22 protein-coding genes are annotated in these 23,892 nt (G+C 58.7%); 10 read left to right on the top strand and 12 right to left on the bottom strand.

Annotation, left to right across the window (positions count from 1 at the left end; all coding sequences use genetic code 11):
- Positions 1-51: 51 nt before the first annotated feature.
- The 5 genes from ssuB to ssuE are packed head-to-tail and all read right to left on the bottom strand — an operon-like array spanning position 52 to position 4,364.
- Complete coding sequence (gene ssuB / locus ACUTQY_RS08220) at positions 52-825, bottom strand: aliphatic sulfonates ABC transporter ATP-binding protein (protein ID WP_042784124.1); 774 nt, start codon at positions 823-825, stop codon at positions 52-54.
- Entirely contained in the window at positions 822-1,616 is a 795-nt protein-coding gene (ssuC, locus tag ACUTQY_RS08215) for an aliphatic sulfonate ABC transporter permease SsuC (protein WP_033642581.1), read from the bottom strand. Before ssuC ends, ssuB begins: the two co-directional genes overlap by 4 nt.
- 11 nt (positions 1,617-1,627) lie before the next feature.
- Positions 1,628-2,776, bottom strand: coding sequence for an FMNH2-dependent alkanesulfonate monooxygenase (ssuD, locus tag ACUTQY_RS08210; protein WP_016928301.1), 1,149 nt, complete (start codon positions 2,774-2,776; stop codon positions 1,628-1,630).
- A gap of 19 nt (positions 2,777-2,795) precedes the next feature.
- Entirely contained in the window at positions 2,796-3,761 is a 966-nt protein-coding gene (locus ACUTQY_RS08205; RefSeq protein WP_033642582.1) for a sulfonate ABC transporter substrate-binding protein, read from the bottom strand.
- A gap of 24 nt (positions 3,762-3,785) precedes the next feature.
- A complete protein-coding gene (gene ssuE / locus ACUTQY_RS08200; protein ID WP_033642583.1) occupies positions 3,786-4,364 on the bottom strand; it encodes an NADPH-dependent FMN reductase in 579 nt (192 codons plus the stop codon).
- A gap of 258 nt (positions 4,365-4,622) precedes the next feature.
- On the opposite strand from ssuE, the gene pyrD reads away from it, so the two are divergent.
- Complete coding sequence (gene pyrD / locus ACUTQY_RS08195; RefSeq protein ID WP_019454516.1) at positions 4,623-5,633, top strand: quinone-dependent dihydroorotate dehydrogenase; 1,011 nt, start codon at positions 4,623-4,625, stop codon at positions 5,631-5,633.
- A 176-nt stretch (positions 5,634-5,809) separates the two neighbouring features.
- Complete coding sequence (locus ACUTQY_RS08190) at positions 5,810-6,358, top strand: cell division protein ZapC (RefSeq protein ID WP_004928171.1); 549 nt, start codon at positions 5,810-5,812, stop codon at positions 6,356-6,358.
- A 6-nt stretch (positions 6,359-6,364) separates the two neighbouring features.
- Here the strand turns inward: ACUTQY_RS08190 and ACUTQY_RS08185 are convergent, their stop codons facing one another.
- A complete protein-coding gene (locus ACUTQY_RS08185; RefSeq protein WP_033642584.1) occupies positions 6,365-7,468 on the bottom strand; it encodes a YcbX family protein in 1,104 nt (367 codons plus the stop codon).
- 103 nt (positions 7,469-7,571) lie between these two features.
- On the opposite strand from ACUTQY_RS08185, the gene rlmKL reads away from it, so the two are divergent.
- The 6 genes from rlmKL (at position 7,572) to rmf (ending at position 15,629) form a co-directional block, all read left to right on the top strand.
- Complete coding sequence (gene rlmKL, locus ACUTQY_RS08180; RefSeq protein ID WP_089192583.1) at positions 7,572-9,698, top strand: bifunctional 23S rRNA (guanine(2069)-N(7))-methyltransferase RlmK/23S rRNA (guanine(2445)-N(2))-methyltransferase RlmL; 2,127 nt, start codon at positions 7,572-7,574, stop codon at positions 9,696-9,698.
- Positions 9,699-9,703: 5 nt separating this feature from the next.
- Positions 9,704-11,608 (top strand): ABC transporter ATP-binding protein, encoded by a 1,905-nt coding sequence (locus ACUTQY_RS08175; RefSeq protein ID WP_046686785.1) that lies wholly within the window; start codon positions 9,704-9,706, stop codon positions 11,606-11,608.
- Between the two features lie 76 nt (positions 11,609-11,684).
- Positions 11,685-12,998 (top strand): membrane integrity-associated transporter subunit PqiA, encoded by a 1,314-nt coding sequence (gene pqiA / locus ACUTQY_RS08170; protein WP_369825817.1) that lies wholly within the window; start codon positions 11,685-11,687, stop codon positions 12,996-12,998.
- Positions 12,985-14,631, top strand: a complete 1,647-nt coding sequence (gene pqiB, locus ACUTQY_RS08165; protein ID WP_033642587.1) for an intermembrane transport protein PqiB — start codon at positions 12,985-12,987, stop codon at positions 14,629-14,631. The genes pqiA and pqiB overlap by 14 nt, the downstream gene beginning before the upstream one ends.
- Positions 14,628-15,188 (top strand): membrane integrity-associated transporter subunit PqiC, encoded by a 561-nt coding sequence (pqiC, locus tag ACUTQY_RS08160; RefSeq protein WP_046686786.1) that lies wholly within the window; start codon positions 14,628-14,630, stop codon positions 15,186-15,188. Before pqiB ends, pqiC begins: the two co-directional genes overlap by 4 nt.
- Positions 15,189-15,458: 270 nt before the next feature.
- The gene (rmf, locus tag ACUTQY_RS08155; RefSeq protein ID WP_004928150.1) at positions 15,459-15,629 is read left to right on the top strand and encodes a ribosome modulation factor; all 171 of its coding nucleotides are present in this window, start codon (positions 15,459-15,461) and stop codon (positions 15,627-15,629) included.
- 64 nt (positions 15,630-15,693) lie between these two features.
- On the opposite strand, the gene fabF is transcribed toward rmf, so the two are convergent.
- The 4 genes from fabF to ACUTQY_RS08135 all read right to left on the bottom strand — a co-directional run bounded on the left by fabF (position 15,694) and on the right by ACUTQY_RS08135 (position 20,276).
- The gene (fabF, locus tag ACUTQY_RS08150; protein WP_033650690.1) at positions 15,694-16,971 is read right to left on the bottom strand and encodes a beta-ketoacyl-ACP synthase II; all 1,278 of its coding nucleotides are present in this window, start codon (positions 16,969-16,971) and stop codon (positions 15,694-15,696) included.
- Complete coding sequence (locus tag ACUTQY_RS08145) at positions 16,968-17,495, bottom strand: winged helix-turn-helix transcriptional regulator (protein WP_033642590.1); 528 nt, start codon at positions 17,493-17,495, stop codon at positions 16,968-16,970. The genes fabF and ACUTQY_RS08145 overlap by 4 nt, the downstream gene beginning before the upstream one ends.
- Positions 17,496-17,940: 445 nt before the next feature.
- Positions 17,941-18,459, bottom strand: coding sequence for a bifunctional 3-hydroxydecanoyl-ACP dehydratase/trans-2-decenoyl-ACP isomerase (gene fabA / locus ACUTQY_RS08140; protein ID WP_004928144.1), 519 nt, complete (start codon positions 18,457-18,459; stop codon positions 17,941-17,943).
- Positions 18,460-18,527: 68 nt separating this feature from the next.
- Positions 18,528-20,276: an AAA family ATPase gene (locus ACUTQY_RS08135; RefSeq protein WP_072055814.1), complete on the bottom strand. Its 1,749-nt coding sequence runs from the start codon at positions 20,274-20,276 to the stop codon at positions 18,528-18,530.
- A gap of 210 nt (positions 20,277-20,486) precedes the next feature.
- On the opposite strand from ACUTQY_RS08135, the gene matP reads away from it, so the two are divergent.
- A complete protein-coding gene (gene matP / locus ACUTQY_RS08130) occupies positions 20,487-20,945 on the top strand; it encodes a macrodomain Ter protein MatP (RefSeq protein ID WP_033642591.1) in 459 nt (152 codons plus the stop codon).
- Between the two features lie 101 nt (positions 20,946-21,046).
- Here the strand turns inward: matP and ompA are convergent, their stop codons facing one another.
- On the bottom strand, positions 21,047-22,129 hold the full coding sequence (ompA, locus tag ACUTQY_RS08125; protein WP_033644244.1) for a porin OmpA: 1,083 nt from the start codon (positions 22,127-22,129) through the stop codon (positions 21,047-21,049).
- A 356-nt stretch (positions 22,130-22,485) separates the two neighbouring features.
- On the bottom strand, positions 22,486-22,992 hold the full coding sequence (gene sulA / locus ACUTQY_RS08120; RefSeq protein WP_033642592.1) for an SOS-induced cell division inhibitor SulA: 507 nt from the start codon (positions 22,990-22,992) through the stop codon (positions 22,486-22,488).
- Positions 22,993-23,235: 243 nt separating this feature from the next.
- On the opposite strand from sulA, the gene ACUTQY_RS08115 reads away from it, so the two are divergent.
- The gene (locus ACUTQY_RS08115) at positions 23,236-23,892 is read left to right on the top strand and encodes a TfoX/Sxy family DNA transformation protein (RefSeq protein ID WP_046686788.1); all 657 of its coding nucleotides are present in this window, start codon (positions 23,236-23,238) and stop codon (positions 23,890-23,892) included.

Raw genomic sequence — 23,892 nt, 5'->3', positions numbered from 1 at the left:
CTTCTCACCGTGAATACCCAAAGGGACGGCCTGCGCCGTCCCTTTTTTCGTTCAATTCGCCGCCTGGCGTGGGCTGGCCGCGGTGACCGGCGGCGATAACACCCGCTCCAGCACTTCAGCTTCCAGTTCCGCCAGCCTGGCCGAGCCTTTGCGGCGTGGCCGCGGCAGATCGATGCTCAGATCCAGTCCGATGTGGCCCTCTTCAATCAGGATCACCCGATCCGCCAGCGCGATGGCTTCGCTGACGTCGTGCGTCACCAGCAGTACGGTAAAACCGTGCTGTTGCCACAGCGATTCTATCAGCCCTTGCATCTCGATGCGCGTCAGGGCATCCAGCGCCCCGAGCGGTTCGTCCAGCAGCAGCAGGCGGGGGCGGTGGATCAACGCGCGCGCCAGGGCGACCCGCTGCTTTTGTCCGCCGGACAGCGCCGCCGGCCAGTCGCGGGCGCGATCCGCCAAACCGACCGCGGCCAGCGCCTGCAGCGCCGCGTCGCGCCAGTGGCCGCGCAGCCCCAGACCCACGTTGTCGATCACCGTTTTCCACGGCAACAGGCGAGCATCCTGAAACATCAGCCGGGTATCCTCTTTGGCGGCGGCAAGCGGCGCATTGCCGCTGAGCAGCGCGCCGCTGCTGGCCTGTTCCAGGCCGGCCAACAGACGCAGCAGGGTGCTCTTGCCGCAGCCGCTGCGGCCGACCACCGCCACGAACTGCCCGGCAGAGATGCGTAGCTGAATGTTATCCAGCACGGTGCGGTTGCCGTAACGTTTGCCGATGGACTCCAGCGTCACCGGCGTGCCTTGCGCAAGGCGAGCGGGAAGGGTCATAGCGCTTCTCCCTGTTTCAGTTGATAGGCCGGATGCCAGCGCAGCCAGACGCGTTCCAGCAGTTGTGCGCCCACGTCCGCCAGCTTGCCGAGCAGGGCGTACAGCACGATCGCCACCACCACCACGTCGGTTTGCAGAAATTCACGCGCGTTCATCGCCAGATAACCGATGCCGGAGTTGGCCGAGATGGTTTCGGCGACGATCAGCGTCAACCACATGAACCCGAGGGCGAAACGCACGCCGACCATAATCGACGGCAACGCGCCCGGCAGCACCACCTGCGTGAACAGGCGAAAACCGCTCAGACCGTAGCTGCGCGCCATCTCCAGCAGGCCGCGATCGATGTTTTTGATGCCGTGATAGGTATTGAGATAAATCGGGAACAACGTGCCGAGCGCCACCAGAAAGATCTTGGCGGATTCATCGATGCCGAACCACAGGATCACCAGTGGGATTAGCGCCAGGTGCGGCACGTTGCGGATCATTTGCACCGAACTGTCCAACAGGCGTTCACCCCAGCGCGACAGCCCGGTAATAAAGCCGAGAATCAGTCCGATGCTGCCGCCGATGGCGAAGCCTAACAACGCACGCTGGCTGCTGATGCTCAGGTGCTGCCACAGTTCGCCGCTTTGGCTCAGGCGCCAGAAGGCGGCCAGCACCGCACTCGGCGCCGGCAAAATGCGGTTGGACAGCCAGCCGGTTTCGACGGCGACTTGCCAGATGATCACCAGCGCCAGCGGCAGCGCCCAAGGGGCCAGCCGGTACAGGATGCGTTGCGCGTTCTTTGCCATCGGGGCGCTCCTCAGCTCTGCGACACTTTTTGCGGAACATAGATGTTGGCCACCACTTCGCCCTGCGGGCGCACCGGTTGAAGGCGCGCGGGCGTTTCCTCCTGCGCCAGATCGAGGTGCGGAAACAGCAGTTCGCCGACGCGGTAGGCCTCTTCCAGATGCGGATAGCCGGAGAGAATAAAGGTGTCGATGCCCAGATCGGCGTATTCCTGCATGCGCGCCGCGACCGTCGGGCCATCGCCCACCAGCGCGGTGCCGGCGCCGCCGCGCACCAGGCCGATGCCGGCCCACAGGTTCGGGCTGATCTCCAGATTATCCTTCTTGCCGCCGTGCAGCGCCGCCATGCGCCGTTGGCCGACGGAGTCGAAGCGCGCAAAGGCCTGCTGCGCGTTGGCGATGGTTTCCTCATCGAGGTGAGCGATCAGCCGATCGGCGGCGCGCCAGGCTTCTTCGGTGGTTTCCCGCACGATGACGTGCAGACGGATGCCGAAGCGTACCTGCCGGCCCTTCGCCGCCGCTTTGGCGCGCACCTCTTCGATCTTCTCTTTGACCTGTGCCGGTGGCTCTCCCCAGGTGAGGTACATTTCTACCTGCTCGGCGGCCAGATCCTGCGCGGCGGCGGAGGATCCGCCGAAATAGAGCGGCGGGCGCGGTTGCTGCACCGGCGGGAACAGCAGTTTGGCGCCTTTCACCTGAATATGCTTGCCGTGGAAATCGACGGTTTCACCTTCCAGCACCCGGCGCCAGATATGAGTGAACTCGGTCGAGGCCTCGTAACGCTCTTCATGACTGAGATGCAACCCCTCCGCCGCCAGCTCTTCCGGATCGCCGCCGGTGACCAGATTGAACAGGGCGCGCCCGTTGGACAGGCGATCCAGCGTCGCCGCCTGACGCGCCGCCAGCGTAGGGGAGATGATACCCGGCCGCAGCGCGACCAAAAATTTCAGCCGCTGGGTGACCGGGATCAGCGAGGCGGCCACCAGCCAGGAGTCTTCGCAAGAGCGACCGGTGGGGATCAGCACGCCGCCGAATCCCAGCCGGTCCGCCGCTTGGGCGATTTGTTGCAAGTAACCGTGATCGACGCTGCGAGCGCCCTGTGCGCTGCCAAGATAGTGGCCGTCGCCGTGGGTGGGTAAAAACCAGAAAACGTTCAGGCTCATCGTCAATGCTCTCCCGTATTTATTGCGCGCTTGGGCGCCAGATGCGTTGCGAGATGTCGACCTTCACCGGCACCAGCCGGTTGGCGTAAAACAGGTCGGCGGTTTGCTGCTGCGCGGCGATCGTATGCGCATCGAGCGGTGTGATGGCGGTCGGGGGACGGTGATCCAGATAGCTGGCGATCACCGGTTCCGGCAGCCCCATGGCGTTGGCCAGCAAGGTCACGCTTTGCGCCCGGTCGCTGCGGGTGAGCGCATCGGCCTGGGTCAGCACCGTCAGGACCTGGCTGATAAAGGCGCCATTGGCTTCGACATAAGGGCGCGCCGCCAGATAGAAGGAACCGGTCTGGTTCAGATCGGTGCCGTCGCCGAGCACCCGCACGCCGCCCTGCAGCAGCGCGGCGGAATAATAAGGATCCCAGATAGCCCAGGCATCGACGTTGCCCTGCTGGAATGCGGCGCGCGCATCGGCGGGGGTCAGGTAGGCGGGTTGGATATCCGTAAATTTCAGGCCGGCCTTTTGCAGCGATCGCAGCAGCAGGTTGTGTGAGCTGGATCCTTTCTGAAATGCGACCTTATGGCCTTTCAGATCGGCGACGGTTTTGATCGGGCTGTTTTCCGGCACCAGGATCACTTCCGCCTTCGGTTTGGGCGGCTCAACGCCGACATACAGCAGGTCCGCCCCGGCGGCCTGCGCGAAGATCGGCGGAATATCACCGGTGCTGCCCAGATCGATGCTGCCGACGTTCAAGGCTTCCAGCATCTGCGGGCCGGCGGGAAATTCAATCCAGCTGATGCGGGTGGCGGGGAAGCGCTCCTCCAGCAGCCGGTGGCTTTTCGCCAGCACCAGACTCACCGATCCTTTCTGGTAACCGATGCGAAATTGCGCCGGATCCTGCGCGACGGCGGCGTTGGCCCAGACCAGCGACAGCAGGCCGGTGAAGGCCGCTGCGTTCAGCCAACGTCGCAAAGCGTTGCGTTGTTTCATTCAGGCTCTCCTTTTCCAGGCATTTCAGGCGGTTTGACGCGCCGTCAGCGGCGAGGCGACGCGCAGCGCGGGCGGTTTGCGGCGCCCAAGCGCCAGATAGAAACTGGCGAGCGCTTCTTCCAACCGGGCGGCCACGGCGTCGGTGAGCGTGGCGCTTTCGCCGGTCAGCTGGATCTGACTGTCGTCGGCGAACACGCCGTGCAGCACCTCTTGCGCTTTGAGCGCCGCCAGCACCGGTTTCAGCGCATAGTCCACCGCCAGCATGTGACCGACAGAACCGCCGGTCGCCAGCGGCAGCACCACTTTATGGTCCAGCGCGCGTTCCGGCAGCAGGTCCAGCAGGGTTTTCAGCGCGCCGGAGAACGACGCTTTATAAACCGGTGTGGAAATCAGCAGGCCGTCGGCCTGCGCCAGCTGGTCGGCAAACGCCTTGATCGCCGGACTGTTGAAGTTGGCGTACAGCAGATCTTCGGCATCGAAGTCGTGCAGGGTATAGGCCGTCACCTCCACCCCTTGTTGCCGCAGCCAGTTCTGACTCAGCGAGAGCAGCGCGGCGGAACGTGATGGGATGCGTGGGCTACCGGCCAGTGATATAACGCGCATTGCCACTCCTTATAACTAAAAGTTAGGTTTAATTAGAAAATTAATGGGAAGTGTTTTAAACCTACCAGCAACCGGGCGCGTTTTTTAAATCTCATTTTTTGATTTGGATATGCGTAAAAGCGGATTGGCGCCGATTTGGCGATGAAGAGGGAAAACGATTGCGTAAAAACGGCTTTTTTTGCCTTTAATCAATTCCAATTAGGCGGGGGATACCGGATAATACGCCCCCGGTTTGCAACCGGGAAATCAGGAGAGTCCATGTACTACCCCCTCATCAGGAAAGCGTTGTTCCAGCTCGATCCGGAGCGCGCGCACGAAGTGACCTTTCGTCAGCTCAGCCGTATTACCGGCACCCCATTAGCGTTTCTTGTCCGTCAGTCCGTGCCGACCAAACCGGTCAGCTGCATGGGGCTGTCGTTTAAAAACCCGCTGGGATTGGCCGCCGGTCTGGATAAAAACGGCGAATGCATCGATGCGTTCGGCGCGATGGGCTTCGGCCATGTGGAAGTCGGCACCGTGACGCCGCGTCCGCAACCGGGCAACGACAAGCCGCGCTTGTTCCGCGTGGTTGAGGCGGAAGGCCTGATTAACCGCATGGGGTTCAATAACCATGGTGTGGACAATCTGGTTGAAAACGTTAAGAAATCCCATTTCGGCGGCATTCTTGGGATCAATATCGGCAAGAATAAAGACACGCCGGTCGAGCAGGGCAAAGACGATTATTTGATCTGCATGGATAAAGTTTATCCGTATGCCGGATATATCGCGATTAACATCTCTTCACCGAATACGCCGGGGTTACGATCCTTACAGTATGGCGAAGCGTTGGACGATCTTTTGGCTGCGATTAAAAATAAGCAGCAGGAATTACATGCGCGCCATCACAAATATGTGCCGGTGGCGGTAAAGATCGCGCCGGATCTTTCTGAAGAAGAATTGATCCAAATTGCCGATAGCCTGGTGCGGCATAATATCGATGGCGTGATCGCCACCAATACCACGTTGGATCGAAAATTGATCCAAGGGCTGAATTACTGCGAACAAGCGGGCGGGTTAAGTGGGCGTCCGTTGCAATCACGCAGCACCGAAGTGATCCGTCGCCTCTCCACCGAACTGCAAGGGCGTCTGCCGATTATCGGCGTAGGCGGCATCGATTCGCTGACGGCGGCGCGCGAAAAAATGGAGGCCGGCGCGAGCCTGCTGCAAATTTATTCCGGATTTATCTATCACGGCCCGCGTTTGATTAAAGATATCGTTACCCATATCTAATATTTTTCCTCTCATTTTATTCCGGGGGTTTATTTCTGCCCCCGGCTCGTCTATATTTTGTTCGTTAGCTTAAATATCGTTCGCGGAATTATCCGATGTTTAAGCTATTTCATCGGTGATAAAATCGCCTTTTAGGGTGAGTGCGGCGTTGGCATGGGCAGCGAGAAGGATACGAAATGAAGATAAAACCTGACGATAATTGGCGTTGGTATTTTGATGCCGAACACGATCGGCTAATGCTGGATTTAGCTAATGGTATGATCTTTCGTTCACGTTTCCCGGCCAAAATGTTAACGCCGGACGCCTTCGATGAATGCGCTTTTTGCGTGGATGACGCCGCCCTTTATTTCACCTATGAAGAACAGTGCAAGCAGGTCAAGCTGAGCCATGAACAGCGCGCCGAGCTGGTGTTGAATGCGCTGGTCGCCTACCGCTTCCTGAAACCGCTGATGCCGAAGAGCTGGCATTTCTCGCAGCAGCACTACCCGTTGCAGCCGAAAAACGGCGAGCTGGCGGCGGTGAAAGTGATGGAAAGCGGCGCGGAAGCGCGCCTGCTGGTGGTCGAGGCCGGGGATAACGCCAGCCTGTGCCTGCTGGCGCAAAATCAGCTGACGGTCGCCGGCCGCACCATGGTCTTGGGTGACGCCATCAAGGTGATGCACGATCGGCTGAAACCTTGCGCGCAGGATGAAAGCGCCGCCCCGGCTTACGACAGGGCGGTATAAGGCGGATTACGCCAACGTCAAATCAGTTTTCGGGATGCAGCTGCAGCACAGGATGGTGCCGTTGTCGCCCAGCGCGCTTTTCTTCAGGGGCGCGACTTCACCGCTCAGCAATGTAATGCGGCAGCTGCCGCAAATCCCGGCGCGGCACGAGTAAGGCACGCGAATGCCTTGCTGTTCCAGTTGTTCGAGCAGGATCTGCTGGTTATTGCCGGTAAATACCTTTCCTTCATATTCGATCGTGACGCTGTGCGCGCTGTCCTGCGGCGCCTGCACGCTCTCCACCACTTTACCTGCGCCATAAGGGCGCGGCGGCTTGGTTGACAAGACTTCCACCGTATCGCCCACGCGAATGATGCCGCTGTTGCGCGCGATCATATTCTGGCCGAAATCGATGTCGCCGTTGTCGGCGGAGCGGAATTTTTGCAGCGTGCTGAGCGGTTCGCCGCTCGGGTGCTTGCGGCCACGCTCGGTGCTGACGGTGGTGAGCACGCAGCGGCTGCAGGGTTTCACCAGATCGAACATCACATCGCCGACGCGGATCACCTGCCAGCCGTCTTCAGCCCAGGCGGTAGCGCCGCTCACCACCAGATTGGGGCGGAACTGTTCCAGCTTGATGCTGCCGGGGCAACGCTGCTGCAGGTCGTTGAACGAGGCTTGGTTAATCAGCAGATAAGGGTAGCCGTCGGCAAACGTCAGCGGGATTTCAGGGTGTTTCTTGACCCGGCGGGTCAGCTCCGGCCCCAGCCAGCGCAGCTGCACGTCGCGCTGGAAGTAGCCGCTCAGCCAGCGGTTGATCTCATCCGGCGCGATCAGCGCGGTGAAATGGTTGCCCCACACCTCGGTCGGCTGCGGCGTGGCTGCGAAGTCGCTGAAGCGAATGGCGGCGCTTTCACCGTCCGGCGCGGTCAGAAACAGCCCGTCCGGCAACAGCGCCGGCGTGAACAACACCATCTGCGGATATTGGCGCGCGGTAATAAAGGTGCCGTCCGGTTCGGTGATCATAAAGTTGCGGTCAAAGGCCAGACCGCTGCTGCCGACCTGGGCGTAGGAAAGCTGCAAGCCGCGCAGTGATTTAACCGGATGGACGTAGAGTCTGGAAAGCGTGATCACCCTTATCTCCGTGCGATGATTAAATAGAAGGGAGCAACTTTATGACAAGCGGTGCGGATTAGCTATAATGCGCAACAATTTTCTTTTTGGTGATAAGTACGATATGAACTCTCTGTTTGCCAGCACGGCGCGTGGATTGGAAGAACTGTTAAAAAGCGAGCTGGAAACGCTTGGCGCTCACGACTGCAAAGTGGTGCAGGGCGGGGTACATTTTCAGGGTGACGATCGTCTTCTGTACCAAAGCCTGCTGTGGAGCCGCCTGGCTTCGCGCATTTTGTTGCCGCTGAACGAATTCCGCGTGCACAGCGACCTGGATCTGTACCTCGGCGTGCAGGCGATTGACTGGCCGAGCATTTTTGGCGTGGATAAAACCTTCGCCGTGCATTTCAGCGGCGTGAACGAAGAGATCCGCAACAGCCAGTATGGCGCGCTGAAGGTGAAAGACGCCATCGTTGACAGCTTCACCCGTAAGCTCGACCAACGCCCGACGGTTGCCAAACAGCAGCCGGACATTCGCGTTAACGTCTTTCTGCAACGCGATATGGCCAGCGTGGCGCTCGATCTGAGCGGCGAAGGCCTGCACCAGCGCGGCTACCGCGATCTCACCGGCCAGGCGCCGTTGAAGGAAAACCTGGCGGCCGCCATCGTGTTGCGTTCCGGCTGGCAGCCGGGCACGCCGATGCTCGATCCGATGTGCGGCTCCGGCACGCTGTTGATCGAAGCGGCGATGATCGCCGCCGATCGCGCGCCGGGCCTGCACCGTCAACACTGGGGCTTCAGCGCCTGGAATGGTCACAACGCCGAACTGTGGCGTGAAGTCACCACCGAAGCGCAGGTGCGCGCGCGTCGCGGCCTGCAGGAAACTACCTCTCGCTTCTTCGGTTCCGATATCGATCGTCGGGTGATTGAGATGGCGCGCGGCAACGCCCGCCGCGCCGGCGTCGCCGAGCTGATCACCTTCAACGTCGGCGACGTCGCGCGCTTGACCAACCCGCTGCCGGAAGGCCCGCACGGCACGGTGATCAGCAACCCGCCGTACGGCGAGCGTCTGGAAAGCGAACCGGCGCTGATCGCGCTGCACAACATGCTGGGGCGCGTGATGAAAAGCGCCTTCGGCGGTTGGCAGCTGTCGCTGTTCAGCGCCTCGCCGGAGCTGTTGAGCTGCCTGCAGCTGCGCGCCGAGCGCCAGTTTAAGGCGAAGAACGGCCCGCTGGAGTGCGTGCAGAAAAACTATCAGCTGGCGGCAAGCCCGGCCGGCAATGCTACCGGCGGCGTGCAGGTGGCGGAAGATTTCGCCAACCGTCTGCGCAAGAATTTGAAGAAGCTCGACAAGTGGGCGAAGCAACAAGGCATCGAATGCTACCGCCTGTACGATGCCGATCTGCCAGAATACAACGTCGCGGTGGATCGTTACGGCAGCAAGGTGGTGGTGCAGGAGTATGCGCCGCCGAAAACCGTCGATGCGCAGAAGGCGCGTCAGCGCCTGTTCGATGTGATCAACGCGACGCTGGCGGTGCTGGAATTGCCGTCGAATCAGCTGATCCTGAAAACCCGCGAGCGGCAGAAGGGCAAAAACCAGTACGAGAAACTGGCGCAGAAGGGCGAGTTCTTGCTGGTGGAAGAGTATAACGCCAAGCTGTGGGTCAACCTGACCGACTATCTCGATACCGGCCTGTTCCTCGATCACCGCATTGCGCGCCGTATGCTGGGCGAGATGAGCGGCGGCAAGGACTTCCTCAACCTGTTCGCCTATACCGGCACCGCCAGCGTGCATGCTGGGCTGGGCGGCGCGCGCAGCACCACCACGGTGGACATGTCGCGCACCTACCTGGAATGGGCGGAGAAGAACCTGCGCGCCAACGGCCTGACCGGCCGCCAGCATCGGCTGATCCAGGCCGATTGCCTGTCGTGGCTGAGCAATGCCAATGAACAGTTCGACGTGATCTTCATCGATCCGCCGACGTTCTCCAACTCCAAACGGATGGAGAACACCTTTGACGTCCAGCGCGATCACCTAGCGCTGATGAAAGATTTGAAACGGTTGCTGCGCCGCAACGGGACCATCATGTTCTCGAACAACAAGCGCGGTTTCCAAATGGATATGGCAGGGCTGAGCGCACTGGGCCTGGAGGCGAAAGAGATCACCGCCAAGACGCTGTCGCAGGACTTTGCCCGTAACCGTCAGATCCACAACTGCTGGCTGGTGACTCACGCCGGCGAAGGAAAATAATTACTATGTCGTTAATCAGCATGTCCGGCGCCTGGCTCTCTTTCAGCGATGCGCCATTGTTAGACAACACCGAAATTCATATCGAAGACAACGAGCGCGTGTGTCTGGTCGGGCGCAACGGCGCCGGCAAATCCACGCTGCTGAAGATCCTAGGCAAAGAGATCCCGCTGGATGACGGCCGGGTGATCTACGAACAGGATCTGATCGTGGCGCGTCTGCAACAGGATCCGCCGCGCAATATCGGCGGCAGCGTATTCGACTTTGTGGCGGAAGGCGTCGCGGAGCAGGCGGAACACCTGAAGGCCTATCACGCGATCTCTCACCTGGTGGAAAGCGATCCGAGCGAGAAAAACCTGGCGCGCATGGCGCAAATCATGGAGATCCTCGATCACCAGGGGCTGTGGCAGCTCGACAGCCGCATCAGCGAAGTGCTGCTGCAGCTGGGGCTGAACGGCGACGCCGAGCTTTCCTCGCTGTCCGGCGGCTGGCTGCGCAAAGCGGCGCTGGGCCGCGCGCTGGTGAGCTCGCCGCGCGTGTTGTTGCTCGACGAACCGACCAACCACCTGGATATCGAAACCATCGACTGGCTGGAAGGCTTCCTGAAAGAGTTCGACGGCAGCATCGTCTTCATCTCGCACGACCGTTCGTTTATCCGCAACATGGCGACGCGCATCGTCGATCTGGATCGCGGCAAGCTGGTTTCCTGGCCGGGTAACTACGATTTGTACCTGCAGAGCAAAGAAGAAGCGCTGCGGGTGGAAGAGCTGCAAAACGCCGAGTTCGACCGCAAGCTGGCGCAGGAAGAGGTCTGGATCCGTCAGGGCATCAAGGCGCGCCGCACCCGCAACGAGGGCCGCGTGCGCGCGCTGAAGGCGCTGCGCGTCGAGCGTTCAGAGCGCCGTGAAGTGATGGGCACCGCCAAGATGCAGGTGGAAGAGGCGACCCGCTCCGGCAAAATCGTATTCGAGCTGGAAGACGTCAATTATCAGGTTGGCGAAAAGGTGCTGGTGCGCGGTTTCTCCGCCCAGGTGCAGCGCGGCGACAAGATTGCGCTGGTGGGGCCGAACGGCTGCGGCAAAACCACGCTACTGAAACTGATGCTCGGTCAGCTGAAAGCCGACAGCGGCCGCGTGCACTGCGGCACCAAGCTGGAAGTGGCCTATTTCGACCAGCACCGGGCCGATCTCGATCCGGAGCGCACGGTAATGGACAACCTGGCGGAAGGCAAGCAGGAAGTGATGGTCAACGGCCGTCCTCGCCACGTGCTGGGCTACCTGCAGGACTTCCTGTTCCACCCGAAACGCGCGATGACGCCGGTGAAGGCGCTGTCGGGCGGTGAGCGTAACCGCTTGCTGTTGGCTAAGCTGTTTCTGAAACCGAGCAATCTGCTGATCCTCGATGAACCAACCAACGATCTCGACGTCGAAACGCTGGAGCTGCTGGAAGAGCTGATCGACGGCTATCAGGGCACCGTGTTGCTGGTCAGTCACGATCGTCAGTTCGTCGACAACTCGGTGACCGAGTGCTGGATCTTCGAAGGCAATGGCGTGATCAACGCCTTCGTCGGCGGTTACTACGATGCGCATCACCAGCGCGCGACAGCGAAACCGATTCGTCAGGCGGCGCCGAGCGCGAGCAAACCGGCGGCGGAGAAAAAGGCCGAACAGCCGAAGAAAGCGGCGGCCAAGCTGAGTTACAACCTGCTGCGCGAACTGGAACAGCTGCCGCAGCGGCTCGAACAGCTGGAAGCGGAAATCGAAGCGCTGCAGGCGCAGATGAGCGATGCCGACTTCTTCACGCGGCCGCACAGCGAAACGCAAGAAGTGCTGACGGCGTTGGCTAACGCCGAGCAGGCGCTCGAGCAGGCCTTCGCCCGCTGGGAAGAGCTGGAAGCGATGAAAAACGGCTGACCGTTGCGATACCGCCCGCGCGCTGCTGCGGGCGGTATCGACGTGCCGGTGAGCAACGTTATTTAGGAGGAATATGGTGTGTTCCCACAACAATCATCAGCAGCATAGTCATTCCGCACCCTCGGCGGCGCAGCAGGATAACCTGATGCTGTGCCCGCAGTGCGACATGCTGGTGGCGCTGCCGCCGCTGGCCTATGGCAGCAAAGCGGTATGCCCGCGCTGCAAAACCACGCTCAGCGCCCGCTGGGACGAGCCGCGTAAGCGGCCGATCGGTTACGCGCTCAGCGCCTTGTTCATGCTGGTGCTGGCCAACATTTTCCCGTTTATCAACATGCGCGTCGCCGGCCTCGGCAACGAAATCCGGCTGATCCAAATCCCGGAAGTCATGGTGGCGGAAGACTACGCCAGCATGGCCACCTTGTTTATGGTGTTCGTGCAGCTGATCCCGGCGTTTTGCATGGTGGCGATCATCCTGCTGTGCGCCAGGGTGCGCTTGCCGCTGGGTCTCAAAGAGTGGATGGCCCGGGTGCTGTTCCAGTTCAAGACCTGGTGCATGGTGGAAATTTTCCTCGCCGGGGTGCTGGTCAGCTTCGTCAAGCTGATGGCCTACGGCGACATCGGCATCGGCAGCAGCTTCGTGCCTTACTGCCTGTTCTGTCTGCTGCAGGTGCGCGCTTTCCAGTGCGTGGATCGGCGCTGGCTGTGGCAGGATATCGAACCGGCGCCGCGGCTTAATCGCCCGCTGACGGTGGGGCGCACCGGCATGCGCCAGGGCGTGCGCTCCTGCGCGTGCTGCACGGCGATCCTGCCGGCCGATCAGGTGCGCTGCCCGCGCTGCCACACCAAGGGCTACGTGCGTCGCCGCCACAGCCTGCAGTGGACGCTGGCGCTGCTGGTGACCTCTGTCATGCTGTATATTCCGGCCAACCTGATGCCCATCATGGTGACCGAGGCGCTGGGTAACAAGATGAATTCCACCATCATGGCGGGGGTGATCCTGCTGTGGGGGGACGGCTCTTATCCGGTAGCGATGGTGATTTTCATCGCCAGTATCATGGTGCCGTCGCTGAAAATGTTGGCGATCGGTTGGCTGTGCTGGGATGCGAACGGCAGGAAGAAACCGCGCGCCGACAGCGAGCGTATGCATCTGATTTATGAAGTGGTCGAATTCGTTGGTCGTTGGTCAATGATCGACGTGTTTGTGATCGCCGTGTTGTCGGCGTTGGTGCGAATGGGGCAGTTGATGAGCATTTATCCCGCGACGGGCGCCGTGCTGTTCGCGCTGGTGGTGATCCTCACCATGTTCGCCGCCATGACATTTGATCCCCGGCTGACCTGGGATCGCGCAAGTGAAACAATAAACAAGGAGCCGCAAGGTGACGGAAAATAATCATAGCGTCGCGGACGTCGAGAAGATCAAACGCTGGTCGCCGGTGTGGATCATTCCCATCGTGACCGCGCTGATCGGCGCCTGGATCCTGTTTTACCACTTCAGCCATCAGGGGCCGGTGGTGACGCTGGTGACCACGACGGCGGAAGGGCTGGAAGCGGGTAAAACCAAAATCAAAAGCCGCAGCGTTGACGTCGGCGTGGTGGAAACCGTCACGTTGAGCGATGACCTGAGCAAGGTGATGGTGCAGGCGCGTCTCAATTCCGGCATGGAGAAATTGCTGCGCCAGGATTCCGCCTTCTGGGTGGTGAAGCCGCAGATCGGCCGTGAAGGTGTCTCCGGGCTGGGCACGCTGCTCTCCGGCGCCTATATCGAACTGCAGCCGGGCAACAAAGGCAAAGACGGCAAAGACAACTATCAGCTTCTCGATGCGCCGCCGCTGGCTTCCCCGGACGCCAAAGGGTTGCGCATCGTGCTGGACAGCGAGAAGTCAGGCCAGCTCAACGCCGGCGATCCGGTGCTGTTCCGCGGCTATCGCGTCGGGTCGGTGGAAACCAGCTACTTCGATCCTAAAGAGCGCGCCATGCGCTATCAGCTGTTCATCACTGCGCCTTACGATCAGTTGGTCACCACCAACGTGCGCTTCTGGAAAGACAGCGGCGTGGCGTTTGACATGTCGGCACAGGGCATGCGGGTGGAGATGGGCTCGTTGACCACGCTGTTCAGCGGCGGCGTCAGCTTCGATGTGCCGGACGGCTGGGATCGCGGCGAACAGGCGAAAGAAAAGGCGGAGTACCGGTTGTTCGACAACCAGCGTAGCACGCAGGATTCGCTGTATACCGTGCATAAAGACTACCTGCTGTTCTTCTCCGATTCGGTACGCGGCCTGCAGCCGGGCGCGCCGGTCGAGTTCCGCGGCATCCGTCTGGGGACGGTGGCGCAGGTGCCGTTCTATAAAGACGGCATGGCGCAGCGTCTGGATAACGACTACCGCATTCCGGTGCTGATCCGCATCGAGCCGGATCGCTTCCAGAAACAGCTGGGCGGCAACTTCGATATTGAAGGGCACTTGAAAGATGCGGAATCCCGCGGCATGCGCGCCTCGATGAAGTCCGCCAACCTGCTGACCGGTTCGCTGTACATCGATCTCGACTTCTATCCGCAGGAGAAACCGTGGAAAGGGCCGCGCGAGCTGTTCGGTTATCCGCTGATGCCGACCACCAGCGGCGGTCTGGCGCAGATCCAGCAGAAGCTGATGCAGACGTTGGATAAGATTAATTCGATGCCGATCAATCCGATGATCAGCGAAGCGACCAAGACGCTGGCGGAAAGCCAGAAAACCATGAAGTCGACGCAGCAGACCATGAAGTCGTTGAACGACATCATCGCCAGCAAAGAGATGCAGGCGCTGCCGCAGGACATGCAGAAAACGCTGCTGGAGCTGAACCGCAGCATGAAAGGGTTCCAGCCTGGTTCACCGGCTTACAACAAGATGGTGGGCGACATGCAGCGCCTCGATCAGGTCTTGCGTGAGCTGCAACCGGTGTTGCGCACCCTGAATGAGAAGAGCAACGCGCTGGTGTTTGAAGCCGCCGGCAGCAATGACCCTCAGCCGAAGAAGGCCACGAAATGATGAAATGGATCCCGGTAGCCCTGGCGCTGTTGCTCAGCGCCTGCAGCAGTTCGCCACAGAAGACTTACTATCAGTTGCCGGCGCTGGGCGCGCCGGCCGTGGTCGGCAGCAGCGCCGCCTCCACGCGCCAGCTGTGGCTGGAGCACGTGAGCGTGGCGGATTATCTGGCGCAGAGCGGCGTGGTGTATCAGACCAACGACGTGCAGTATGTGATAGCCCAGAACAACCTGTGGGCCAGCCCGCTCGATCAGCAGCTGCAGCAAACGCTGGTCACCAACCTGAGCAGCGCGCTGCCGGGGTGGGTGGTCTCTTCGCAGCCGATGAGCAGCGATCAGGATGTGCTGAACGTGACCATCAGCGGCTTCCACGGCCGCTTTGACGGGAAAGCGATCATTCGCGGCGAGTGGGTGCTGAACCGCCAGGGGCGTTTGATCAAAAGGCCTTTCAGCCTGGAGCTGAAACAGGGTGAAGACGGCTATGATGCCCTGGTGCGCACTCTGGCGCAGGGGTGGCAGCAGGAAGCCCAGGCTATCGCAGCACAGATGGGCGGCATTTAGTCATAATTTGGTCTAAAATCGTCTAATCCCTGTCGGCGTGAAAAGTCGTTTTTTCTCGCTGGCAGGGATTTATATTTAATTTCAATTGGTTAACTCCTTCCTCTGCAGATCAGCCACTTAGCATTTTCCTCGGGCGTAGCTCACAAATATGACATTGGCGTGAATTTTGCGCATTGATCTTCTCTTCTTTTAGCGCTATTGATTACTCGTGGCTGCGCAAAAAGCAGCCATTGTTTTCTTTCCACCAGACCAAAATGAGGGAAACGAGGCATGAAGAGACAGAAACGCGATCGTCTGGAAAGGGCGCATTCGAGAGGGTATCAGGCAGGTATTTTAGGGCGTTCCAGGGAACATTGTCCCTACCAATCATCAGTGGACGCCCGGTCTCAATGGCTGGGAGGTTGGCGAGAAGCCATGGAAGACAGGGCTGTGACCGCTTAAGCGGCTCCCTGTCAAATAAAAGGAATAACCTCCGCCCCCTGGCGGAGGTTTTTGTTTCAGGCGCTTATTCATCCCGCCAGCGTTTCAACAAAATACTCGCATTCACGCCGCCAAAGCCGAAGCCGTTTGATAAGGCGTAGGTCATGTTCATCGATTCTGCCTGTTTCGCGACCAGATGCAAACCTGCCGCCGCCGGGTCGGGGTTATCCAGATTTAGCGTGGCAGGGGCTATCTGATCGCGCAGAGCCAAGGCGGTAAAGATGGTTTCCAGCCCGCCGGCGGCGCCCAGCAGGTGCCCCGTCGCTGATTTTGTTGAGGTCACGGCGACAGTCCCGGCCGTGCCAAACAGGTGTTTGATGGCGTTGATTTCGCCCAAATCCCCTACGGGTGTCGACGTCGCGTGCGCATTTAAATGCTGTACCTCCTCGGGAACGACGTTCGCCTGCTTCAACGCGATTTTCATCGCCCGATAGGCGCCGTTGCCGTCTTCAGCGCCGGATGTCATATGGTAGGCGTCGGCGCTGGTGCCATAGCCGACGATTTCCGCGAGCGGGGTGGCGCCGCGCGCCAGCGCGTGTTCCAGCGTTTCAATGACCAGCATGCCGGCGCCTTCCCCCATGACAAATCCGTCCCGGGCGCTGTCGAAGGGCCGAGAGGCCTGTTGCGCCAATTCGGCTGGAGCGGTGGACATGGCGCGCGCGGCGGCGAACCCGCCCAGGCTGACGGTATCTATAGCGGCTTCGGTACCGCCGCACACGGCGATATCGGCTTCATCATTGCGGATCATACGCACTGCGTCGCCAATGGCTTGCACGCCGGCGGCACAGGCGGTGACCGGCGCGCCAATCGGCCCCTTGAAGTGGTGTTTGATTGAAACGTGGCCGGCCGCCAGATTGACCAGGAATGAGGGGATGGTGAACGGCGACAGCCGCTTGGCGCCGCGGCTGTCGGTTGTGCGCACCGCCTGGGCAATCGCCGGGAAACCGCCAATACCCGAGGCAATGACGGTGGCTGTGCGCTCTTGTTTTTCGTCCGTATCGGCTATCCAGCCGGCCTGACGAATGGCTTCGTCCGCCGCCGCCATAGCAAACAGGATAAAGCGGTCCATTTTCTTTTGGTCCTTGGGGGCGACGGAGGCGTCGGGGTTGAAGCCCGCTTCAGCATCCTGCGCCAGCGCCGGGACCTGTCCTCCGACCTTGACCGGTAAATCTGCAACGATCTCGTCAGGCAACGCTCGAATGCCGGATTCTCCTTTTAACAAACGTTGCCAGATGGCTTCAACACCGCACCCTAGCGGTGAAACGGCGCCCATGCCGGTAATGACGATACGACGATTGCTCATGATGGCTCCTTGGTAAATTCGGGTAAGTCGGCGAGGCGCCGCTGCCGCATCAGTTCGGCGCGTTGATGTATGCCGTCGCTTGCCGCCGGCCCTGGCGCCAGCGTAATGAACTGCGGCGGCACCGGCTGTTGGGTATCACGATTGACCAACTGGACTTGGATCGGCCGATCGTTGCGTCCGTCGACCAACAGGGCGCTGACGTCCCCGTCGGTCAGATGATTGTTGCCCCATTGTGAGAGCGCCGCCAACACCGGGAGAAAATCGTTGCCGCGCTCAGTAAGCAGGTAGTGATAGCGCACCGGCCGCGTTTGATAACGTTCTTTATACAGAATGCCGTGGGCCACCAAATCCTTCAGGCGACGCGCCAGTAGCGTGGGTGACATCCCCAGACTTTGTTGGAATTCGTCGAACCGGGACAGCCCCTGAAAAGCATCGCGAAGGATCAGGATGCTCCACCATTCCCCCACGCGATCCAATGCACGCGCTACGGGGCAAGGCGCGTCGCTAAAGCGGGTTTTTTGCATACCTTCCTCACTAAGTACAATAATTGTAGTTACCATGCTAGTCATGTTAGAGGATCTTGAGGGGCAAGAGAATAACCGGATGCAAAAAAACCGCTATCGCACTGATGCGGGTATTGAGGGAGGCCGCCTTTCAGGCTGCCTGTTGCTTTGGCCGCTTCGGGTAAGCATAGGGCAGAGAGCGGTGGCGGAAGACATTTCGGTGTCGGGCGATGAAATAAGGAGCACCCAACGTTTTCATATCGCCCAACAGCGCATCTTCGCTATCGGCCCTAACCCTCTTTGATGAGAACTGAATAATAAGATGATGCTAACGGCGGTTAAAAAGAGGGGCGGGAGTCTTTGAAAGGCCGGGAAAGGATAAGAGAAAGAAATGCCATCACGTCGAACATGACGGCATGCGAAGAACGTTAGAGAGAAGGCAGTGGCCGCCTTCTCGTCAGCGTGATTAGAACGCGGTGGTATCTTTGAACAGGCCCACTTTCAGATCGGTGGCGGTATAGATCACTTCACCGTCAACCAGCACTTCGCCATCGGCGACGCCCATGATCAGCTTGCGGGTGATGACGCGTTTGAAGTTAATACGATAGGTTACCTTTTTCGCGGTCGGCAGCACCTGGCCGGTGAACTTGACTTCACCGACGCCCAGCGCGCGGCCTTTGCCTTCGCCACCGAGCCAACCGAGGTAGAAACCGACCAGCTGCCACATCGCATCCAGGCCCAGGCAGCCCGGCATGACCGGATCGCCGATAAAGTGGCAACCGAAGAACCATAGGTCCGGATTAATATCCAGCTCCGCTTCCACATAACCTTTGTTGTGAGTCCCGCCGTCTTCGGTCATTTTGACCACGCGGTCCATCATCAACATGTTACCCGCCGGCAACGGCGGGCCACCGGCGCCGAACAGCTCGCCGCGGCCGGATGCTTCGAGGTCTTCTTTCGTATAGGAATCGCGTTTATCTACCATGTTCTCAGTAAGCCTTATTTTAATGAAGGACGCAGGTTAGCTAACACGTGTACGCTGAACAAGTCCGATCAGCCGTGGTTGAACCAGTTGAGCCAGCGTAGCGGCCATGGACGACGGCGTTCCTGCAGGCTCACCTGCGCAATCCGTTCCTGAATGGCCGCCAACAAATTCGGCTGTTGTTCGTCAGAGTAGAGGCAACCGGTGAGCAAAGGCAAGGCTTCCGCCGCGCTCTCTACCGCCCACAGGTGGAATTGTCCCTCGCGCACTGCGTCAACGACATCCTGACGCAGGCACAGGTGGCGCACGTTGGTCACGGGCAGTATGACGCCCTGTTTGCCCGTCAGGCCGCGGCGTAAACAAACCTCGAAGAAACCTTCGACCTTTTCGTTAACGCCCCCTATCGGCTGTACGTTGCCGAATTGGTCAACGGAGCCGGTGACGGCGATCTGTTGTGTGATCGGCTGCTGTGACAGGGCGCTGATCAGGGCGCACAGTTCAGCCAGCGAGGCGCTGTCGCCGTCCACTTCACCGTAAGATTGTTCAAAGACGATCGAGGCGGAGAAGGGCAGCTGCTGATCCAGGTCCAGTTCGGCGATCACGAACGCTTGCATGATCATCATACCTTTAGCGTGCAGGTTGCCGCCTAGCTCGGCCTTGCGTTCGACGTCGGTAAATTCGCCGTCGCCGAGATGCACAACGCAACTGATGCGCGACGGTTCGCCGAAGCTGCGTGGGTGGCCGGGATAATCCAGGACTGACAGGCCGTTGATTTGCCCAACCACTTCACCCTCGGTCTCGATCAGGATCTGACCCAGTTCGATCTCATCCTGCATACGCTCGGCGAGATAGCTTTCACGCCATTCGCGGGCATTCAATGCCGCTTCAAACGCTTTGGCCGTAATGCGGTCTTCTTCGGCATATAGTGCCGCTTCGGACAACTGCTGCCCAAGCCAAACCGGCGAGAGTGGCAGGATGCCCTGATCGCCACTATAACGCACCGCCTGAACGATCAGCGGCAGCCAGGCATCGGCCGCCAACATCGGTAACTGCCGCTCGGCGATCACACCGTTGACGTAGCCGCACCACTGCGCCATATCATCAACTTCAGTCAGTTGCAGATCGTCTTCATATTCGCCATAGACCGCTTGTTCACTCAGTTCTGGCTCGATATCGTGGAAATCGGCCAGGCCGTGGCGGTCGCCGACCACAATCAGCCGCAGGTCCAGCGGCATCGACGGAATGGCGACCGGCAGCGGGCGGGTTTCGTCAGGCGAAACCCAATGGAACTGACGCTGGCCGATCATTTGCTTCAACCGCAGCCATAGCAACGGCTGGGCCAGCAGCGCCCGGGCTGACAGGATCAGAATACCGCCGTTGGCCTGGTGCACCAGGCCGGGCTGCAGAGTGATGTCGCCATTGTGGATCCGCACGCAACCAAACAGCTGCTCCGGTTCAATCCACTCTTGGAACACGCAAGCACCGCCGGCAGCGAAAGGTTCATCGCCATGGCTGGCAGGCTCTACGCTGACCTTGCCATCCTGAATGACATAGTGGCTGCCGAGGCATGCCGTGTTTTGCGGCAGCAGCGGTTTGACGGCGTTAGCGATCAGTTCCAGGTATTCTCGCGTTTCTTGCGCTTTCAACAGCATGAATCGCGGTGGCGATTGGGGGTGACAAAATAGCGTCAGGGCATTTTCCAGCCGAGGCTGAATGGCGGAAAAGGGCACGGGTGCCAACTGAGCGGCGGTATCAAATATCGCCTGATAAGGCGTTACGTCCGGCAATAAAGATTGCCATTCAAGTCGGTTATTGGTCAAAGTGTTAGATGCAATCGTTAAAAAGGGAAAGGGCGATTATACAAGAATAACGGCAGCTTGATACATGTGGAGTGCCAGTTGGCATCAGGGAGTTTGACATCGCGCGATGACTGTGCAAAAAACAGTCTAAAAGACGGCTTAATTGCCGGGGAAATTCGGCGTAAAGCTGTTATGCTTATTTGAAGTTACGCGGTCACTGAAGAGCTCAAGATGAAATATCAGCAACTGGAAAATCTGGAGAGCGGTTGGAAATGGAAGTACCTGGTGAAGAAGCACCGGGAAGGGGAACTCATTACCCGCTACATTGAAAACAGCGCTGCTCAGGAAGCGGTTAACGAGCTGCTGAAGCTGGAAAATGAGCCGGTAAAGGTACTTGCATGGATTGCCGCTCATATGAATCCGGATCTGGATAACCGGATGAAACAAACGATCCGCGCCCGCCGCAAACGTCATTTTAACGCAGAACACCAGCATACGCGTAAAAAATCTATCGATCTGGAGTTTTTGGTTTGGCAACGTTTGGCTGCCCTGGCGCGTCGTCGCGGCGTGACGCTGTCGGAAACCGTCGTGCAGCTTATCGAAGATGCTGAGCGCAAAGAGAAGTATGCGAATCAGATGTCGTCGTTGAAAGAAGACCTGAAGGCGATTCTCGGCAAAGAACCTAAATAAACGGGGCAGAGCGCCTTCGTTGCACCAGGCCTTGAATGCTCTGACAAAAACAGGACGAAAAAAAACCCCGCATTGCGGGGTTTTTTATTAGGCGAGTAAACTTAGCCCTGAGGCTGAGTTACAACGTCTTTGATACCTTTAACTTCGATCTCTACGCGACGATCTGGTGCCAGGCAAGCGATCTGAGCTTTGGTAGCGCGGCCAGATTTGTAGCCACAGGTGTTGCCAGTAACTGGCTCTGCTTCACCCATACCACGTGCAGAGATTTTGTCTGACGGGATGCCTTTGGAGACCAGGTAGTCAACAACGCTCTGTGCGCGTTTTTCAGACAGTTTCTGGTTGTACTGGTCAGAACCAACGGCGTCGGTGTAACCCAGAACCACTACGGAACCGTCTTTAGGATCCATGGAGCTCAGCTGGGTGTACAGCTGATCCAGAGCCTGCTGGCCTTCTGCTTTCAGAGTAGACTTGTTGAAGTTGAACAGCACGTCAGACTTCAGAGTGAAACGCTTGGTTTCAACAACTGGAGCCGGAGCTGGAGCTGGAGCAACTGGAGCAACTACGTCATCCTGACCGAAGCGGTAAGAAACGCCCAGGCTCAGCATGGTGTTGTCTGGACGCGCGCCAACGGTACCTGCGTCACCGATGTTGCTTACGAACTGGTAGTCCAGGCGAGTAGCCCAGTTTTTGGTCAGTGCGTATTCAACACCCACAGCAGCCAGCGGAGAAACGCCGGTGTCGTGGTCGCTCAGACGCTGACCAGTACGGCCGTAGTTCGCTTTGGAGTCTGCGCGCCATACCATACCACCCAGACGAGTGTAGATGTCCAGATCGTCAGCAATTGGGTAGCTCAGTTTAGCGGCCAGTTGAACGCCCTGCGCTTTGAAAGCACCGTTGTTCACGCTGCCTTTGTAAGGCATGCGGCCCAGCCAGTCATAGCCCAGTTCGAAGCCCAGGTATTGGTTTGCCTGGTAGCCCAGGAACGCGCCTGCACCCAGCTGATCTTTATGGGTTGGGCCATTGCCGATACCGTTCTGGTAACCGTTACCGTAGAAACCAGTGTCGTGGTACTGGGACCAGCCCAGTTTAGCACCGGTGTACCAGGTGTTATCTTTTGGAGCGGCTTGCGCTACGGTAGCGAAACCTGCCAGTGCCACTGCTAATGCGATAGCTGTCTTTTTCATTTTGCGCCTCGTTATCATCCAAATAGGCAATGAGCTTTAAAGCTGTTTAAGCCCTTGGTTAAATTCCTTCGCCAAGGTTTAAGCCCTCGTTTGTTACTCGCCAGTTTTTCTGACGTTATAGAGCAACCTTGGCGATGTAAAGTCTACAACGTGGCGCGAAAGTTACAAGTGTGATGTGATAAGGCTCTAAAAAAAAACGCAGAATCGTACATATTTGCTAACATTCTCCGCTCAAAAAAGCGGCGATCAACAGGGCGTTTTTCCTTGCCGAACCGCGGCCGGACTAGCTTTTTGCCTTATCCCGCAAAGGTTCCCTTTACGGGGTGCGAAAATGATGGGAAAAATCCTAAATTTACTTAATGATACAAAGAAGAGTGAATTTTTAGGGTAGAACACTGTCCGTGAGTCGGGCTAATGTCACGTTGTGGACGCATGATAAACCCGTATGCGTTACCCAATTCTGCCGCTCGTCTTAATTTTAGACGATCCTCCTCTGTTAGCTCGGGCAACCAGCCGAGAACCACGCTGTAATTCCCCGTTTGCAGCGCTTTTTCCATTGCCTCAACCGTATTCACCGGGCTGATCTGGCTCAATTGCACCACTTTATCCACCGGCAGGCCGGATTGCTGCAGCCACTGTTTGCTTAATTTTTGCTGCGGCGTGAGCCACAGAAGCCAGCGAGACTGCTTGCCCAGTTGCTGCAGCAGGGGCAACAGCAATTGAGCCACTGCGGGCTGGCGCTCGTTGTAAACAAGTTCACTGATCAAGCCATTCTCTTTGCCGACATCCGTGTTCTTCGCAACATTGCGCGTTGTATAAGAGCCATGGCCGAAATGAGGTTGGTAGAGTGATTGAGTACGCATAAAGTTCCCGCCCGTCGTGTTACTGTATGTTTATACAGTATCCCTGATTTAGGATAAGATCAACCCAAATTTTCGTAGCGGCTCGCATAATTGCGATCATTTTTTGTACCGATGGTTTTTGTGATTGGCAGGCGGGCGGATAGTGCGTATTTTTCTAATTAGTTGTTCACGTTACTTTTTTCATTGATGAGAGAAATAATACGGCCAGAACCTAAAGGCCAGAACCTAAAAAGGAGGAACGCTATGAAAAGGATGTCGACGAGAAGAATCGCGCAGGCTAAAAATTGCTTTGCGGCATTGGGGGCCATCACGACTCGGTCGCAGTTCGGCGGTTACGGTCTGCTGGCTGAGGGCGTCATGTTTGCGGTGATAGCGGAGGGGGAGCTGTATTTGCGGGCTACGGCAAGCATGGAACCCGCCTTTCGCGCCCGCGGAATGGTCAATATGGTCTATTCCAAACGCGGTGTGCCCATTACCTTGCGCTATTACTGGGTTGACGAGTCGCTGTGGCGGGAACGCAACGAGCTGGTGGGGCTGGCCTGGCAGGCTGTCAGGGAGGCGCGCCGGGAGCAGCGGCTTAAGGCTGGCGATCACGGCCGACTGAAGGCATTGCCGAATATTGACGTCAATATGGAACGTCTGCTGTGGCGAGCGGGCATTCGCAACGCTTATGACCTACGGCTGCATGGCGCCAAACGCAGCTATCTCCGTTTATTGAAACAGCAGACTAATTTGGGGCTACGAGTGCTGCTGTCGCTGGGCGGGGCGATAGCCGGTTATCATCAGGCGGCGTTGCCGGCCGAATTACGCAGCGAGCTAGTGCGTTGGTTCGATCATACGATGGCGATGCGCCGCCATGGGCATGAGCCAGTTATTCAGGGCCCATCGATCGGGCCCTGA

It is taken from the genome of Serratia sp. TSA_130.1, from assembly GCF_052691795.1.
This window is presented reverse-complemented; position numbering and strand designations above follow the sequence as displayed.

Coding starts and splice junctions, on each gene's coding strand:
- pqiC (WP_046686786.1), top strand. CDS start 14,628: ATGATGAAATGGATCCCGGTAGCCCTGGCGCTGTTGCTCAGCGCCTGC.
- ssuE (WP_033642583.1), bottom strand. CDS start 4,364: ATGCGCGTTATATCACTGGCCGGTAGCCCACGCATCCCATCACGTTCC.
- fabF (WP_033650690.1), bottom strand. CDS start 16,971: ATGAGCAATCGTCGTATCGTCATTACCGGCATGGGCGCCGTTTCACCG.
- pyrD (WP_019454516.1), top strand. CDS start 4,623: ATGTACTACCCCCTCATCAGGAAAGCGTTGTTCCAGCTCGATCCGGAG.
- rlmKL (WP_089192583.1), top strand. CDS start 7,572: ATGAACTCTCTGTTTGCCAGCACGGCGCGTGGATTGGAAGAACTGTTA.
- ssuC (WP_033642581.1), bottom strand. CDS start 1,616: ATGGCAAAGAACGCGCAACGCATCCTGTACCGGCTGGCCCCTTGGGCG.
- ACUTQY_RS08190 (WP_004928171.1), top strand. CDS start 5,810: ATGAAGATAAAACCTGACGATAATTGGCGTTGGTATTTTGATGCCGAA.
- rmf (WP_004928150.1), top strand. CDS start 15,459: ATGAAGAGACAGAAACGCGATCGTCTGGAAAGGGCGCATTCGAGAGGG.
- ssuB (WP_042784124.1), bottom strand. CDS start 825: ATGACCCTTCCCGCTCGCCTTGCGCAAGGCACGCCGGTGACGCTGGAG.
- ACUTQY_RS08145 (WP_033642590.1), bottom strand. CDS start 17,495: ATGCAAAAAACCCGCTTTAGCGACGCGCCTTGCCCCGTAGCGCGTGCA.
- fabA (WP_004928144.1), bottom strand. CDS start 18,459: ATGGTAGATAAACGCGATTCCTATACGAAAGAAGACCTCGAAGCATCC.
- ACUTQY_RS08115 (WP_046686788.1), top strand. CDS start 23,236: ATGAAAAGGATGTCGACGAGAAGAATCGCGCAGGCTAAAAATTGCTTT.
- sulA (WP_033642592.1), bottom strand. CDS start 22,992: ATGCGTACTCAATCACTCTACCAACCTCATTTCGGCCATGGCTCTTAT.
- matP (WP_033642591.1), top strand. CDS start 20,487: ATGAAATATCAGCAACTGGAAAATCTGGAGAGCGGTTGGAAATGGAAG.
- ssuD (WP_016928301.1), bottom strand. CDS start 2,776: ATGAGCCTGAACGTTTTCTGGTTTTTACCCACCCACGGCGACGGCCAC.
- ACUTQY_RS08205 (WP_033642582.1), bottom strand. CDS start 3,761: ATGAAACAACGCAACGCTTTGCGACGTTGGCTGAACGCAGCGGCCTTC.
- ACUTQY_RS08175 (WP_046686785.1), top strand. CDS start 9,704: ATGTCGTTAATCAGCATGTCCGGCGCCTGGCTCTCTTTCAGCGATGCG.
- ompA (WP_033644244.1), bottom strand. CDS start 22,129: ATGAAAAAGACAGCTATCGCATTAGCAGTGGCACTGGCAGGTTTCGCT.